Source organism: Roseomonas sp. BN140053 (assembly GCF_047690175.1).
GTDB lineage: Bacteria > Pseudomonadota > Alphaproteobacteria > Acetobacterales > Acetobacteraceae > Roseomonas.
Map to the genome: position 1 here is coordinate 1 of NZ_JBLLEB010000061.1, position 14,572 is coordinate 14,572.

Annotated in this window: 12 protein-coding genes and 4 pseudogenes; 9 read left to right on the forward strand and 7 right to left on the reverse strand. The window is 66.5% G+C overall.

The features are described 5' to 3' along the window. Positions 1-100 precede the first annotated feature (100 nt). From rsgA to phaP, 3 genes are all read right to left on the reverse strand, one after another. Entirely contained in the window at positions 101-817 is a 717-nt protein-coding gene (rsgA, locus tag ACLIBK_RS24555; protein ID WP_415389938.1) for a GTPase RsgA, read from the reverse strand. A 184-nt stretch (positions 818-1,001) separates the two neighbouring features. Further along, positions 1,002-1,370: a hypothetical protein gene (locus ACLIBK_RS24560; protein WP_415389939.1), complete on the reverse strand. Its 369-nt coding sequence runs from the start codon at positions 1,368-1,370 to the stop codon at positions 1,002-1,004. Between the two features lie 264 nt (positions 1,371-1,634). Further along, positions 1,635-2,042, reverse strand: coding sequence for a TIGR01841 family phasin (gene phaP, locus ACLIBK_RS24565; protein WP_415389940.1), 408 nt, complete (start codon positions 2,040-2,042; stop codon positions 1,635-1,637). Positions 2,043-2,432: 390 nt separating this feature from the next. Between phaP and ACLIBK_RS24570 the strand changes: the two genes are divergently transcribed. Together ACLIBK_RS24570 and ACLIBK_RS24575 are read left to right on the forward strand one after the other, a co-directional pair. Next, positions 2,433-2,675 carry a hypothetical protein gene (locus ACLIBK_RS24570; RefSeq protein ID WP_415389941.1) on the forward strand — a complete coding sequence of 81 codons (243 nt, stop codon included), beginning with the start codon at positions 2,433-2,435 and terminating at the stop codon, positions 2,673-2,675. Between the two features lie 30 nt (positions 2,676-2,705). Beyond that, positions 2,706-3,452 carry a hypothetical protein gene (locus ACLIBK_RS24575; RefSeq protein ID WP_415389942.1) on the forward strand — a complete coding sequence of 249 codons (747 nt, stop codon included), beginning with the start codon at positions 2,706-2,708 and terminating at the stop codon, positions 3,450-3,452. A gap of 184 nt (positions 3,453-3,636) precedes the next feature. Here ACLIBK_RS24575 and ACLIBK_RS24580 read toward each other — a convergent pair whose 3' ends face one another. Both ACLIBK_RS24580 and ACLIBK_RS24585 read right to left on the reverse strand, forming a co-directional pair. Next, positions 3,637-5,088 carry a hypothetical protein gene (locus ACLIBK_RS24580; RefSeq protein WP_415389943.1) on the reverse strand — a complete coding sequence of 484 codons (1,452 nt, stop codon included), beginning with the start codon at positions 5,086-5,088 and terminating at the stop codon, positions 3,637-3,639. A 361-nt stretch (positions 5,089-5,449) separates the two neighbouring features. After that, positions 5,450-5,665 (reverse strand): helix-turn-helix domain-containing protein, encoded by a 216-nt coding sequence (locus tag ACLIBK_RS24585; RefSeq protein WP_415389944.1) that lies wholly within the window; start codon positions 5,663-5,665, stop codon positions 5,450-5,452. A gap of 67 nt (positions 5,666-5,732) precedes the next feature. Here ACLIBK_RS24585 and ACLIBK_RS24590 point away from each other — a divergent pair, with 67 nt between their 5' ends. Both ACLIBK_RS24590 and ACLIBK_RS24595 read left to right on the forward strand, forming a co-directional pair. Next, complete coding sequence (locus ACLIBK_RS24590) at positions 5,733-6,779, forward strand: HD domain-containing protein (RefSeq protein ID WP_415389945.1); 1,047 nt, start codon at positions 5,733-5,735, stop codon at positions 6,777-6,779. Positions 6,780-7,445: 666 nt separating this feature from the next. After that, positions 7,446-7,997 (forward strand): transposase, encoded by a 552-nt coding sequence (locus ACLIBK_RS24595; RefSeq protein ID WP_415389946.1) that lies wholly within the window; start codon positions 7,446-7,448, stop codon positions 7,995-7,997. On the opposite strand, the pseudogene ACLIBK_RS24600 reads toward ACLIBK_RS24595, so the two are convergent. Next, a pseudogene (locus ACLIBK_RS24600) lies at positions 7,897-9,265 on the reverse strand (IS30 family transposase). The gene ACLIBK_RS24595 and the pseudogene ACLIBK_RS24600 overlap by 101 nt on opposite strands. A gap of 44 nt (positions 9,266-9,309) precedes the next feature. On the opposite strand from ACLIBK_RS24600, the pseudogene ACLIBK_RS24605 reads away from it, so the two are divergent. Both ACLIBK_RS24605 and ACLIBK_RS24610 read left to right on the forward strand, forming a co-directional pair. Next, a pseudogene (locus ACLIBK_RS24605) lies at positions 9,310-9,599 on the forward strand (transposase); the annotation flags it as partial. Positions 9,600-9,817: 218 nt separating this feature from the next. Then, a pseudogene (locus tag ACLIBK_RS24610) lies at positions 9,818-10,018 on the forward strand (transposase); the annotation flags it as partial. On the opposite strand, the pseudogene ACLIBK_RS24615 reads toward ACLIBK_RS24610, so the two are convergent. After that, a pseudogene (locus tag ACLIBK_RS24615) lies at positions 10,014-10,313 on the reverse strand (integrase core domain-containing protein); the annotation flags it as partial. The pseudogenes ACLIBK_RS24610 and ACLIBK_RS24615 overlap by 5 nt on opposite strands. Positions 10,314-10,984: 671 nt before the next feature. On the opposite strand from ACLIBK_RS24615, the gene ACLIBK_RS24620 reads away from it, so the two are divergent. The 3 genes from ACLIBK_RS24620 to ACLIBK_RS24630 all read left to right on the forward strand — a co-directional run. Beyond that, complete coding sequence (locus ACLIBK_RS24620; protein WP_415389947.1) at positions 10,985-11,218, forward strand: transcriptional regulator; 234 nt, start codon at positions 10,985-10,987, stop codon at positions 11,216-11,218. Between the two features lie 26 nt (positions 11,219-11,244). Further along, positions 11,245-11,586 carry a hypothetical protein gene (locus tag ACLIBK_RS24625; RefSeq protein WP_415389948.1) on the forward strand — a complete coding sequence of 114 codons (342 nt, stop codon included), beginning with the start codon at positions 11,245-11,247 and terminating at the stop codon, positions 11,584-11,586. Between the two features lie 817 nt (positions 11,587-12,403). After that, a partial coding sequence (locus ACLIBK_RS24630; protein ID WP_415389949.1) for a family 16 glycosylhydrolase occupies positions 12,404-14,572 on the forward strand: 2,169 nt, incomplete at its 3' end.

The window sequence follows — 14,572 nt, forward strand, 5'->3', positions numbered from 1 at the left end:
AGGTCAGTCCGGATCGCCAGCGCTCGTCCCATCGGCCCGTCCGTTCCAGCCACGCCGAAACCGAATCACCGAACCTAGCGAACTGAAACTCACATCCGAGTCAGTTCATCCGCTCGCCGGTATGACGCCCCCGGGCATCCGCTTCGCGGATCTCCTGGGTCGCCATGCGCTCCTCACCCAACAGGGCATTCACCAGGGTGGACTTGCCGACGCCGGACGAGCCGATCAGCGCACAGGTCTCTCCTGGCGAGAGATGCGCCATCAGGCTGTCCAGGCCGAGGCCTTGGCGCACCGACACGACGAGAACCGGGCAGCCGGCCGCCAGGGTGGCGATCTCGGCGGCCTGTTCCTCGGGCTGCTCAGCGAGGTCGGCCTTGGTCATCACCACCACCGGCCGCGCCCCGCTCTGCCAGGCCGCCGCAAGAAAGCGCTCGAGCCGACGCGGGTTGAGATCGGCGTTCATCGAGGTGACAACGAACACGACGTCGATGTTGGCGGCGATGACCTGCAGCGTTTGCACGCTATCGGCCGCCCGGCGCACGAAGGCCGTGCGGCGGGGCAGGACGGCATGGATGGTAGCGGTGCCCGCGCCCGGTTTTACCGAAAGTGCCACCCAGTCACCGGCGGTCGGGTGGCCTGCCTCCCGCGCCTCGTGGCGCAGTCGGCCCGAGAGCCTGGAAGTCAGCATACCGACATCCGTGGCCACCAGCAGCTCCAGGCGCTGCTGGAGGATGATACGCCCGGGCAGGTGGCCGGCGTGAGCATGCGGCTCGAAGGCCAGCTGCTGTGCATCAGACCAGCCATACTGTTCAATCAAGCGCGGCACTCTCATAGGGATTGGGCAGTCTAGCACCCGCCCGGCGGGAAGCCTCTGGTGAGCGGCAAGGGATCGTCTCCACCGTGGCTGACATGGAACCAGTTGTCGCCGGCCAACGGTCATCCCGGCGAACTTGCCCTGAGAAGCCGTTCCAAAGCTCGGCTATGTCCGCACGAGTAGACGGCTACTCCAGGCAGGCCAGTTCACGGAGAGTCTGCACGAGCTGCTCCGGGTCAAAGGGCTTGCTGATGGAACGCCTCCATCGGGCCGCTTCTCGGCTGTGCCAGTGCTCGTCGCCACCGTCGAGAAGGATGAGTGACAAGTCGGGTGCAGACTGCAGTGCCTGCCACGTGATGGATCCGCCGCCGGAGCTGATGCTCAGATCCGTATCTGAAACGATCGCCGTGCAAGCAGGTGTCGAGTTAGCGAGGGTAACGGCGCTGCGGGGACAGCCGGCTTGCAGCACTTCAATGCCTGCCACACCGAGGCTGGTGATCAGGCGATCCGTCGCGGGCAGGCGGTCCTCGATCGGGACAACAACACTTATGCTCAACTCCCGCCGGGCTTCCGAAGAAGGCAGGGAAGCCGCGGACATGATCGCGAAAGATGGGACGGCCCTTAAGTCGGTGATGCCGAGGGCGCAGGGACAGGGCGCAAGCAACGCCACCCCGGAAAAGCGGCAAGGCCGAAAGGACACTTCGGATCGAGGTAGCTGCGGACCAACTGCCGCGGGCGCTAGTCCCGCTGGCCCGGAGCCATCACGCCCCAGTGCCGGCCAGCAGGTGGACAGATCCACCTGCTGGCCGGGGCGAGGATATTAGGCAGCAGTCTTGCGGGGCGTCATCACCGCGAAGGCGGCTGTCGCCTGCTCGGCCATCGGCGCGGAAGCCTGCTTGAACAGCTTGGTGGCCGCATCTCCGAGCTGGGCGGCATGACCGGTGACCTGCTCCTGGGCCGTCTTGAGGTAGGAGGTCTGGATCGCGGCGGCCTCCTGCGGGGACTTTGCGGAGGTCATTGCCTTGGCCGCAGCGAGGAAGCCCTCGGCCATACCCCGGTACAGCGCGAGATTGCGCTGGCCGATGTCCTGCAGCCCTGCGGTCCACAGCTGTGCCGAACGGGCGGCAGTTTCCAGGCTGGAGCGGTTGAACTCGGTGGCGTCGCTGGCGGCCTTCGAGATGCTGGCCTGCATATTGTTCGCCTGGGGCATGCCGTTCTGCATGAACATGGTCGGTTCCTCCGTTCTACCTGCACTGCCGGAGAGCCGATGCTCGCCATGCTGCGGTGCAACATGGAGGTGTCTAGAAGCGATAAACCCGCACATGCAAGGAAATTGTGCGATGCAGCATTAGGTGTATCCGACCTGGATACCCCTTTGCTCCGCGGCTTGAACCCTGCGGGACATATCCCTGCACGGGTCAGTTCTCAGCAGAACTCAATGACCGAGACGAGCGCGTCCACCATGTTTGCTTGCGATCAGTTATCGGCGCGGAAGCGTTACAAGGGTATCCGGCCGCACAAGGGCACGGCGAGCGTGTGGGGCCGATCGTAGACCGATGGTGGCGCTCCATCGCGTTCCGTCCGTGTACAGGGAGGATCGGAGCACCGGGTGTGGTGGATGAAGCTCAAGTCTCTGGTGGCCACCATCGCGCTGGCCTGTCTTGGCTCGGTTGTTCCTTTCCCGAAGGAGGCAGCGTTCCAGTCCTACCCGGCCGCGGCAGCCCTCGAGTTCCTGGTGCAGAGCAACTGCCTCGATGACCGCGGCCGCCCCGAGCCGGGCGTACTCCCGTTTCAGCCGGGATGCGTCGCTCACCGCGGTCTCCGCTCAACCGAGGGGATGGCGTATCGCAAGCACGACTAGCCCGCTCCGGAACACCGGGCCGCTGCGCCGTTGGGCTACCAGGCGTCCGATGCCTGCCTGACCACCTTGGTGGGCTATCCCGCCGCCGTGCAGACCTTCGACATGGGCAGCGGCAACGGGTCCTTCGGCGGGCGGTGGGACCAGGGCATCGATGGCGGTGATGGCCTGGTACTGACGGGCGATCGCGTCATCGGAGCCCTGACCGAGGATAGCGGCGGCGTGCAGTGGTTCCTGTCCCCCGCCTGCACCCCGTTCGGCCCCGTGGCACCGGGTTGGCTCTTCTTCCAGGACGGCGGCGGCGAGCAGATCGCCCCCAACGCGATCTCCCGGAGCCCGCGGGACTGCCCCACCGGCTTCACCCGGAGCCTCACGCGCTGGCGCTCACGCCTGCTGACCTTCCCGTACCTGGTCCGCGGCAACCCGGCGGGCACGTTCCGCGCCGAGATGATCGTCTCCGAACACTACACGCACCCGCAAGTGGCGCGGAGCAATGCCTTGGAGCGCTTCTGGTTCGCCCGCGGCTTGGGCAAGGTCCGCTGGGAAGCCTGGGTGAACCTGGACTTCCCCGGCCAGGACGTGGCCAGGTGGAAGGTTCAGGGCGAATGGTTCGCCAGCACGCAGCGGTGCCCCCCCGTGGAGGGCGGCGTCGAGCCGAACGAACCCGGGCGTGGCAACTGGGTGCTGGTGGACTGCCGGACCTGGACGAACTTCGATCCTGCGCCGTCGGACAGTTTAATTCCGATCACCCCATGGCCCGCAGCCGCCAACGATCCCTGAGGTCCCCGCCTCTGGCGCCTGTCGCCGAATCGTTCAGCTGCCAGCGTGGCCGCCGACACCTCGATCACGCGGCGGTGGCATCGATGACCCATCGTGGCTTCCTCGCCGACCAGCGCCAGGAGGACGCCGACGTCAGGATCAGAGCAGGGCTCACTCCTCGAAGACGTGTTACCCACCACGTCTGTCAGGCTGCCGCTGGCGCTTTCTCCAGCTCCCGTTCAGCGGTGTCCGCCCGACCCGTCTTGTCCCGCACCACGGGGTCGATGCCGCAGTGCTTCAGGTAACCCGCCCGGATTGCCGCCATGGCCAGTTCGGCTGCCCAGCGCGGCACCACCAGGGAGTCGTGCACCGGCAGCGCCAGCACGCCCTGAACCCGTAACTCCAGCATGGCAGCGGTCATCGCCGCGGCCTCCCGCGCCACCAGAAAAGGCGACACCAGCTTGCGGCCTGGCACGCTGTGCCCGGCCGCTACGGTTTCCGGCACGAACCGCGTCGGCTCCGTCAGGCAGGGGTGCACGGCCAGCACCAGCGGCCGCAGCCGCGCCGGGCTCCAGCCCCGCACCTCCAACACCTCCGTCTTGGCCAGCTTCGACCAGCGCTCCTTCGGCCGTCCCTCGCCCAGACACTCCAGCACGTAGCGCTTCACCACCGCCCGCGGCACCCCGTCGATCTGATAGGGATCCAGCAGAAAAGGCAGCCCGGCCAGTTGCCGCAGGATGCTCAGGTGCGATGCCCCGACGTCCAGTTCCGCCACCGCCTCGCCGCCGATGCGCAGCTCCGCCCGGTCCTCCGGCGGCAGCCCCTGGTAGCAGCCGTCCCGGCCCAGCGCGTACCACCGCCCGTCCAGCGCCCAGTTGCCGCGAAACACCCGCCGCCATTGCGGCAACAGGGCACAGCCCGTCACCCCGACCTGTTGGGCAAACTGGTTGTGCGCCTCCACCGCCAGTCTCAGCTGAATCGCGGTCCAGACCTCCGTGCGCGCCAGACAGGTCGCCTCCGAATCCCCCCGCCGGGGGCCACGGCGTCCAGATACGCGCCCGACACGCTGTTCCCCGGCGCGCGGCGCCGACAGGTCACGCAGCTCCACCGTTTCGCCCGCCCGCGGCACGCCCGACACCGTGACGGGGCGGAACGCCCGCGCTGGACCGCGGCCTCGCAGCACCGCCGGGGTCAGCCCATGCTGCCACGCCAGGGCCAGGAGCTGCGCCGTCGGCCAGTAGCGCGCCGCCGGACCGTCGCCCAGATCCGCCTCCGGCCCCATCAGCTCGGGATCCTGCCCGGCCCAGGGGCGGCACCAGTAGCCCGGCACCTTGTGCACCAGCTCCAGCGCCTGCAGGGACCGCATCGTCGCCGCGAACACCCGGAAGCCCACCGGACCGCCGGAGAAGTGCTCCTTCTTGTGGCTGCGGAACACCGCTCGTCCGTGCATCCAATTCCGCAACAGCCCGCGCAGGGCGCCGCTCACCGCCGTTTCCAGCCTCGCCTGACCCTTGGCCAACCGGTCGTACTGGCGCACTGGGGCCTGCTGCTCGGCCACCAGTGCCGCGACGGCTTGCACCAGCGATACCGCCTCCGGTGCCGCCGCGTGCCAACCCAGGTCCAGGAAGCGCGCCGTGTCGAGATCAGCAGCGCTCAACCGCCCAGATGCGGGCGGATAGGATACGACGGGAAGCATGCCGTAGTCGTAGCCGGAACCTAGGAATGGCACAAACAGGGAACAGAACGGCCTTCCTGTTCCCGAAAAATCCTAACAAATGTTCCCCGTACTGTCGGCTTGTGTTGGTGTTCCTACTTCTCCGGTAGCGGACCCTGCCTCTTTGAAAAGGGGTTGCCGGTGTGGCGGTCTGGGAAAGCTCGGGTCTCTCCTCGCAATGGTCGGCCATGGCGTGCACAACACCGCGCCAGTTTCGCCCCGCGGCAGCGTCCAGGGTTTTCCACCATCACTGCCACTGTCCTGGTCAGAATGACGTCGGCCACAGGGATCGCGTCGCCACCGTCTACTCCGGCGTGTCGGTTAGCAGCTCGACCGGGGTCACCGCCAACGCCTGCGCGATCTCGTACAGCGTCACCACCGTCGGGTTGCGCTTCCCGCGCTCCAGGTCGCTCAGGTACTGCTGGCTCAGTCCCGACCGCGCTTCCAGCTGTTCCTGCGTCAGCCCCTTCTCCCTGCGGATCCGGGCGACGTTGCGGCCCACCAGCCGGCGCATGTCCATCCGGCCTCATTGGCCGTTGGCAGCTCCTGAGTTTATCACCTATAGTATGTATTCGGAGGTGCGGGGCATGACGGAGCTGATGACCCAGGGTTCGGGCGCCCTGTCGGACGCGGAGCGGCGCTTCGACGCGACCTACAGCGTCATCTCGCTGGAGGAGCTCCGGATGGTGGGCGAGGGAGATCGCACGCCCTCCAACGGCTTTGCCGCCCGCATCTGGCTGATGGAACAAGCGGCCGCTGCACCGGTGCCGGTAACCTCCGCGGCCGGCCACCCCCTCGCCCTCCGGCGCGGGCAGCTGCTCACCACCGTGAAGGGTTTGCGCCAGGCCTGGCACTGGCGGCGTCAACCGCTGCAGCCCTTTCTCGACTTCCTGGTACGGCAGGACTTCCAACATCGCCTCTACCCGCCCCGTAGGGCGCGGACTTCGCCTTCCCCTGCTTCCAGAACACCCATCTTCAAATTTGAATCGACCCGCCTCGCGCGGGCGAACAGGAGAGCGATGACCACAGAACACCCCGCCGGGGCACCGCCGAACTGGGACCGCCTCGCCGCGGCCGCCACCCTGGCCATGACTCTGCATGCCGATCAGGTCCGCAAGGGCACCCACATCCCCTACCTCGCCCACCTGTTGGCCGTGTCCGCCTTGGTGCTGGAGCATGGCGGCGATCAGGACCAGGCCGTGGCCGGCCTGCTGCACGACGTGGTGGAGGATTGCGGCGCCGAGTATGCCGCCACGATCCTCGAGCGCTTCGGGACGCGGGTGGCCGGCATCGTGCGTGACTGCACCGACGCCGACACCACCCCCAAGCCGCCCTGGCGCGGCCGCAAGGAGAACTACCTGCGCCACCTCGAGACCGTTAGCCCTGACACCCTGCTCGTCTCCGCCTGCGACAAGCTGCACAACGCCCGCGCCATCCTGGGCGACCTGCGCTGCCACGGCCCGGCGGTGTTCGAGCGCTTCACCGCCGGGCAGGCCGGGACACTGTGGTACTACCGCGCCCTGGCGGAAGTCTTCGCCCGCCGTCTGCCCGGCCGGCTCGCGCAGGAGCTGGACGACACCGTCACCGCCATCGAGGCGCTGGCGGTGCAGCGAGCGGCTGAGACCGCCGCCTGAGGCGGGCAGGGAGGCCGCATCGTGCCTCCCCATCACGGAACCACCCCGGGCCTGACCGAGTGCCGTGCCACGTGCAAGCACTGGCTCAGTCCAGACTGACAGCCTCACCCTGACCTACCTGGTCCTATGGCCGTTAGGTCAGGATTACACCATGAGCAGCACGCAGGCCCTGCTATCTCCGTTATCCCGCGACGTCGTCACGCGCCGCTTCCGAATGACGGAGCAGGCCAGGCGAACCTGGGTAGCGACCCGGGAACGCTGATCCGCTCTGGCCGAATTGAAATTGTGCGAACGTCGAGCATCGGATCCGGTGTGCCGGGACGGAAGAGGACTTCGTTCGGCATGGGGCGACATTGGCGCCAGTTCCCGCCGGCTCCGGTACCCCGCCGGCGGAGGAGAGCGAACCAGATCTGCGACGGATGGGGTTGGCCCTTTATTGGCCGGTCGAGTGACCTAGCAGTAATCGGAGGCCAACACACCGCCGAGCCAACTCTGCCGAGACGCAGGGCGGTCCTTGGCAGGAGTCCCATTGGGAGTCCCATTCCGGTGGGACTCCCAATGGGATACTCGGGAAGCACCTGGGGAATGGGACGGAAATGGGATTCTGAGCGGCTCGCGTGAATCCCACGGGACTGGGACTCCTGGGGTTGGGATTGACCCGTTTTCGTGGACAGCCTGAAGCTTTCAGCAGAGGTGTTTACGATATCCAAGACACGTCGACCGTATTCGCCTGAGTTCCGCCGCCAGATGGTCGACCTGGTTCGGGCCGGACGATTGCCCGAGGACCTTGTCCGGGAGTTCGAGCCGACTGCGCAGTCGATCAGCGCGTGGGTGGCTACGGCGGATCGGCAGGAGGGCAGACGGGAGGAGGTGGTTCCGGGGCTGTCAGCGTCCGAGCGCGACGAACTGACGCGGCTGCGACGCGAGAACAGGCAGCTCCGCGTGGAGCGCGACATTTTGTCAAAAGCCGCGGCCTGGTTTGCCCGTGAGACCGGCGCGGTGACCATGACGAACCCCCTGCGGACGGAGCTGGTGCTCGATGCCATGGAGATGGCGGTCGCACAGCGTCGGCCCAAAGACGTCATCCATCATAGTGACCAGGGCAGTCAGGGCGGAGTCAAACGGTCGTCGCAACGCGACGTTGAAGTGATCCCAGCGCTGCGTCGAGTGCCTCGGCGGGCGTCTTCCAGCCAAGCGTCTTGCGCGGCCTGGTGTTGAGGGCGGCTGCCACTGCTGCGAGGTCGTCCGGGCCGTGCGCGCTCAGGTCGGTTCCCTTCGGGAAGTACTACCGCAGCAGCCCGTTGGTGTTCTCGTTGGCCCCGCGTTGCCAAGGGCTGTGTGGATCACAGAAGTAGACCTGCAGGCCCGTGTCGATCCGCAGCTGGACATGCTGCGCCATCTCCGAGCCCTGGTCCCACGTCAGCGATCGCCGCAGTTCCTCGGGCAAGGTGGTGATCGTGCGGGTAATCGCGTCGCGTACGGCTTCAGCGCCGTGCCCCGCGAGGGCAGGCCCGTTTTTCTCGCGCGGCCCTTTGCCATGGCCCTCCATCGGCGGCAGGTGCAGCAGCATCGCAACCCACGTCGTGCGCTCGACGAGGGTGCCTATGGCGGAGCGGTTCAGACCGAGGATCAGGTCACCCTCCCAGTGCCCGGGCACCGCGCGGTCCTCCGCCTCAGCTGGACGCTCACTGATCATGATCCCTGGCGTGATGAACGACTTGCCTCGTCCACACGTACGCGCTCTGGGCACCCGCAGCGCCCGTCCGGTGCGTAGACACTGCACCAGCTCGCGCTTCAGCGCTCCCCGACCCTGGACGTACAGCGCTTGGTAGATCGCCTCGTGGCTGATCCGCATGCCTTCATCACCCGGGTGGTCCAGTCGTAGCCGTGCTGCGATCTGCTGCGATCTGCTGCGGGCTCCAGGCCCTCGCCCATCGTCGGCTCTGCCGCCGCCCGTGCCGTCGACCCTTCCATGGCACAACTGGCCCAGGCACCGGGGCCCCGTCGGGCGCCACCACGAGACCGGCGAGACGATCCTGAACATAGGACCGCAACGCCGCATTCACCGCCAGCTTCGCACGTTTCGGCCGACGCGCCGCCCGTTCCGCGTGCCACTGTGCCGTCGTTGCCCGATAGTCCAGCTCACCACCCCGCGTTGCTGCGTTCCGTCTCAGCTCCCGCGAGATCGTCGATAGCGCCCGCCCCAGACGTTGCGCGACCTCCCGCTCCGTGAACGAGAGATACCGTCCCGAAGGCGGCTTCGCGGATTGCGACAGGTGCGACGGCGCCATCCCGCCCAACACCCGGAACCACCGCGACCCGACCGGCGGCGATATGCCCACCCCCATTGCCGCGTCCTCGCTCGACAGACCCGCGGCGATCAACGCCCAGAACCGCCGACGGTGCTCCTGCCGCGCTACAGGAGGTCGCCCAAGCGACCTCAGCTTCACCCGCAGAGCCCCATCTGATCGTCGCCGACCCGCCATCGCCACCACCTTCCATCCCGGTATTGCGACGACCGTTTGATTCCGCCCAGTATACGTCCGTGACATTCGGCAAGCACTGCGGCGAGGCTGGCGTGCGGCCGTCGATGGGTCGGTGGGTGACGCCTACAACAACGCCATGGCCGAAAGCTTCTTCTCGACACTCGAAGCCGAACTGCTGAGCCGCAGGCGGTTCGTCTCCCAGGCGGAAGCCCGAATGGCCTGCTTCAGCTACATTGAAGGTTGGTACAACCCGCTCCGCCTGCATTCCGGCCGGGGCTACCGTTCGCCCATGACCTACGAAGCCAGCATGCAAACAACAGAAGCTGACACGTAGCTCCCAAGTCCACGAACCGTCCACGAGAGCGGGGCAACCTCAATCCCCAAGCTTCAATGGGCTGCTGTCGGTGCGCCTGCCACGCGGCCTCGATCTGCGCCTGCTTGCTCTCGTCCATCACCACCAATCGTCGCGCCAGGGTCGCGTCCCTGGGCGTGGTGTAGGAGCTGACCGTCCCTGAGGGGCGGTCACCGCATGACGAGACTGCCCTTCGCGAGATGCTGGCGAAAGGCTCGGATGCGACCTTCCTGCGCGAGATGATCGGCTTTGCTGCTGGGCGTCTGATGGAGCTGGAGGTGGGAGGCCTGACCGGAGCGGCTCCCGGTGAGCGCAGTCCGGACCGCTTGGTGCAGCGGAATGGGTATCGCGAGCGGGACTGGCAGACGCGGGCGGGCCCCGTCGAGCTCCGGATCCCTAGGTGTTTGGTCCCGGGATGAGGTGGCGCGGGTTGATTTTGAAGATGGCAGGCTCCTTGGTCCAAGCGTCACAGACAGCCTGGAAGTGTGTTCGCCATCGGAGAGCCTGGAGGTGTTTGGCGAAGTTGTAGGCGGTGGTGAAGGCCAGGACGTGGGCCTTGAGGGCATCGAGGCCGGGATAGTGGAAGGCCTTGATGGTGGCATCCTTGACGGTGCGGTTCATCCGCTCGGCTTGGCCGTTAGTCCAGGGGTGATAAGGCTTTGTGAGCCGATGCTCGATGCTGTGCTCGTGGAGGACCGCATCCGGAACTCGGACATGCTGATCAGCCTCGCCGCCATCTGCCTCAGGCTGAGCTGCCTCGTGTCGGCCCGTTGTCTCGGACACTGTCTCACGCTTGCGGTCGTTCTCGCCAGTGGCTCGCCGCACCTTTCAGGGAAGGGTCGACGGGCGTCACGACGTCGCTTGCGCGTACAATCTTCTTACCTATTCAATAATTGAGACTTAGCTATATATCGGGTCAGTCGGTCGCTGCGCTACCCTCCGGGGATGAACATCGGCTCGGCCTAGCATCCAGGATCTCCTTCGGCGTGCTCGGTTTCCGACTCGCTTGCCGCCGGGCTTCGCCGGCAGCAGCAGCCCTAGGGTTGATGTATGAACGCTTGCCGCACAGCGCTTGGCTCGGCGCACCGATCCGGTTCCTCTGGGCAGCACTCCGGCAAACCCAGCCTTAAACGACAGGGAGCAACCCCGACCCAGTGCCGCGCAGCGCGCGGACCGCTCAGGTGGAGCCGTGGGCAGCCGGAGAACCGCTCGGGAACCAGTGCGGGGACAGTGAGGTACTTCCCGACAATCCAGTTCCGGGCACCTTCGAGAACCGTTGGGGCGATGCGCATGGCACAGGAGGATGCGGGGGTAGAGTTGATCGCGGGACGTGGTGGCGACCCGCGGGCCCGGTTGCAGGGCGAAGCATGACCCCGGAACAGTGCAGCGAAGCGCGAAAGCTCCTCGGATGGAGTCGCCAGCGGCTCGGCGTGCTGTCCGGAACCAGCCACCACACGGTCTATTGCCTCGAAACGCGCCAGGGCCAGAGGCGCGAGCGAACGGTGACGGTGATCCGGGATACCCTGGAAGCAGCGGGCATTCAGTTCGTGGCCGAGGGCGCTGACCGGGGCGGGGTACGATTGCACAGGCCGCCCGAGTGACGGGAAGATCCACCAGCGCCGACTACTTGGCTGCGATCCTGCGTCTGGCCGGCGAGGTGCAGGAGTATCCATCCGGACGACGCGCAGCCCTGTTGCAGCGCGTGGACGCCCTGGCTCTGGAACTCGCCACGTGGCGCATGATGGGAACGGACGGCGCGAACCTCACGCGTGACGTCCTGGTGGCACTGCGCGCCCAGGTCGAGGATCGCGGAGTTATCGCGCTCCGGACGCCACTTCCGGCAGCGCAGCCGGAAGGGAGCGCTCGCACGGAGTTCCTGCGACAGGCGGTGAAAGCGATCGAACTGCGGCAGGGAATGTTCTGGGCCGACGCGCAGGGCGCCACTTGGTCTTCTCGGGGGCAGGAGTGACAGTTGAGGCAACGCAGTCAAACGCCCCCTGATAGAAGGCGTTCGAGCCGGCACCCGATCCGGCCTTTGACGGTGCGTGACGTGTTCGGCCCTGCCTCAACCCAGCCGATCGCACGCTGGTGCTGCACATAGACGAAGGCCGCAAACCAAGCCGATGAGGACACCGCGCTGATCCTGCCGCTGTGACCCGATGACGCCCTCGCCGGCATCGGATGCGCCTGCCAGGGAAACCTTCATCCAGACAGCTGGCACATCCCGTCCCGTCATGCCTGCCTGGTCATAGTGTCAGCGGCCGGCAAGCTTCGGGACGGAGTCAGAAAGGCCGAACCCGCCGCGGTAGCTCCGCGATATCGGCTGCCGCTCGACGAGCGATGCGCTCGCGGCGGCGAGGATTCCACCCCATCCTCCCGAGGGATTCGCCAATACCCGGGCAACGGCGACACCGTTGCTCGCCGAAGTGATCCAAGGCGATGCCGGACCAGCCTCAGGACGGCATCGCACGCCCGGCAGCGCGGCCAGGCATTCCTGCCGCATCGGCACTCATCCCTCATCACCGAGTCATCGGGGATGGGCAGGCAGCAGGCCAAATTCTCCCCGGACACGGTGCCGCTCTCTGGCAACGCCTGAAAGGCGCGGATCATAGGCTCCGGCGAGCTTTAACGGAGGACGGGACGCCAGATGAGCCGTCTTCACGCAGAAAGCACGCCTCTTTCTCGCCTATAAGTTATTGCTCTCGTACTTTTGAGGTTAACTTAAGGGAAAGAACTTCAGTTTAAACAACTAGAAGTTGTAAAAGTACTCAGGGCGGAGTGGCACCGTGGCGCGTTCCCTCGACCTCACCGGCTACAAGCTGACCTTCGATGACGAATTCAATGCGTTCAGCTGGAACAGCCAAGCGAGCAGCAGCGCTCAATCCCAGACTCCCAACGGGACCTGGGCGACGCATTACTGGTGGGGATCGGGGGAACGGACCCTGTCCGGCAACGGAGAGATGCAGTTTTACTCGGACGCCTCCGTCGGAGTGGACCCTTTTTCCAGCAGCAATGGGGCGCTGCACATCCAGGCCGCGGCCTCCGCCAATCCTGCTGCCAGCGGTGGTCTGCCCTACACCTCGGGGATGATCACGACCGACGGCAGCTTCGCGCAGACCTACGGCTACTTTGAGATGCGCGCGAAGCTCCCGGAAGGGCAGGGCTTGTGGCCTGCCTTCTGGCTCATGGCGCAGGACCATACGTGGCCACCGGAGATCGACGTCCTCGAGACCTTCGGCGACAAGCCCAATCAGCTGCACTGGGCGTCCCACACGGGCGGGAGCAATGCCACGACCGGCGACTGGGTCAGCGTGCTGGCCGACCTGACCAACAGCTATCATACCTACGGCCTGCGCTGGACCAAGGACACCCTGACCTACTACTTCGATGACCAAGCGATCGCGCAGGTCGCCACCCCCGATGACATGCACAAGCCGATGTACATGATCGTCAACCTGGCCGTGGGAGGCTCCTGGGGCGGTGCTCCGGCCGCAGCGGACTTCCGACCGGCGACGATGGACATCGACTATGTCCGTGTCTACTCGGATGACGCCGCGGTGACGCCTGTGCCGATGCAGGCCGTCTCGAAGCCGGACGCCGTGCAGCCAACGGCCGCTGCCGCCGCACGCTCCCCGGCGGCGGTCAGGGGTACGGGCCCGGATGTGTACCTTTCCTATGACGACCTGCACGGCAGTGCCGGAAATGAGCAGTTCCTGACCGGCTACGGTGACCTGCGGACGCGGGTGGGGGGCGCAGGCGACGACGTCTACGTGATCGGCGACTCGCACGTGACGATCAGCGAGGCTCTCAGCGGCGGCATCGACAACGTCAAGGCCTGGATGGACTACACCTTGCCGGAAAACGTCGAGAACCTGGAGGCGGAGGCAGGCAACGATCTGCACCTCACCGGCAACGGCCTGAGCAACTACATCGCCGGCGGCACGGGTGACGACTGGCTGAACGGCAAGGGCGGCGACGACGTGCTGACCGGCGGAAGCGGCAGTGACGTTTTCATCATCCGGGCGGGCGAGGGCTACGACACCATCACCGACTTCGTCCCGGGCGCATCGAGCAAGGCCGACCGAGTGCTCCTCGACGGCTACGGCGTCGCCACGCCCTCCTCCGTGTTAGCTGGGCTGAAGCAGATCGGCTCCTCCGTCGTGCTGTCCCTTGACAACGGCGAGACGCTCACCTTCCTCGACCAGTACGTCGCTGCGTTCAGGGCTGCGAACTTCGCTGTGACCAACGTTTCGGCCGGCTCCGGCGGGGGCAGCCCGCCCGTGGTGGTGGATCCGGCTCCCGTCCCGGAACCATTGCCGGCGACGCTGGGCCGCGGCCCGGACACGCTGCTGCTGAAGCTATCCGAAGACGCCTTCAAGGGCCACGCGCAGTTCACCGTCAAGATCGACGGCGTCCAGGTCGGAGGCACGCTGACCGCTTCCGCATCCCACGGGGCCGGCCAAGTCGACGTGCTGCGAATCCACGGCGACTGGGCGGCAGGCCAGCACTCCGTCGAGGTCAGCTTCGTCAACGACCTGTGGTTCGGCACTCCCGACACCGACCGCAACCTCTACGTCGAGGGTGCCATCTACAACAGGGTCGAGGTACCCGGCTCCGCCCTGGGCAGCATCTTCACGAGCCGTCAGTTCGCCATCCACGATGCCGGCCCACTCAAGTCGACCTTGCTGCCGATCCCTGCCCACGACGCTGCCGGCAAGTTCTACGTTCCCATGCTCGAGGTCAGCTTCCGGGATGCCTCCGTCATAATGGACTCGGGACTGCCGTCGGCCATCATAGGCCAGGGTGGCACCTATGCCCTGGACGGGGAGAAGGTGCTGCACTTCGTTGACGGCCGGCTGGTGTTTGATCCGACTGACCCGGCGGCGCAGGTTGTGCGGCTGTACAATGCGGCGCTGGCGCGCGCGCCTGACCAGGATGGGCTGAACCACTACGTC

Coding starts and splice junctions, on each gene's coding strand:
- phaP (WP_415389940.1), bottom strand. CDS start 2,042: ATGTTCATGCAGAACGGCATGCCCCAGGCGAACAATATGCAGGCCAGC.
- ACLIBK_RS24570 (WP_415389941.1), top strand. CDS start 2,433: ATGAAGCTCAAGTCTCTGGTGGCCACCATCGCGCTGGCCTGTCTTGGC.
- ACLIBK_RS24585 (WP_415389944.1), bottom strand. CDS start 5,665: ATGGACATGCGCCGGCTGGTGGGCCGCAACGTCGCCCGGATCCGCAGG.
- ACLIBK_RS24590 (WP_415389945.1), top strand. CDS start 5,733: ATGACGGAGCTGATGACCCAGGGTTCGGGCGCCCTGTCGGACGCGGAG.
- ACLIBK_RS24620 (WP_415389947.1), top strand. CDS start 10,985: ATGACCCCGGAACAGTGCAGCGAAGCGCGAAAGCTCCTCGGATGGAGT.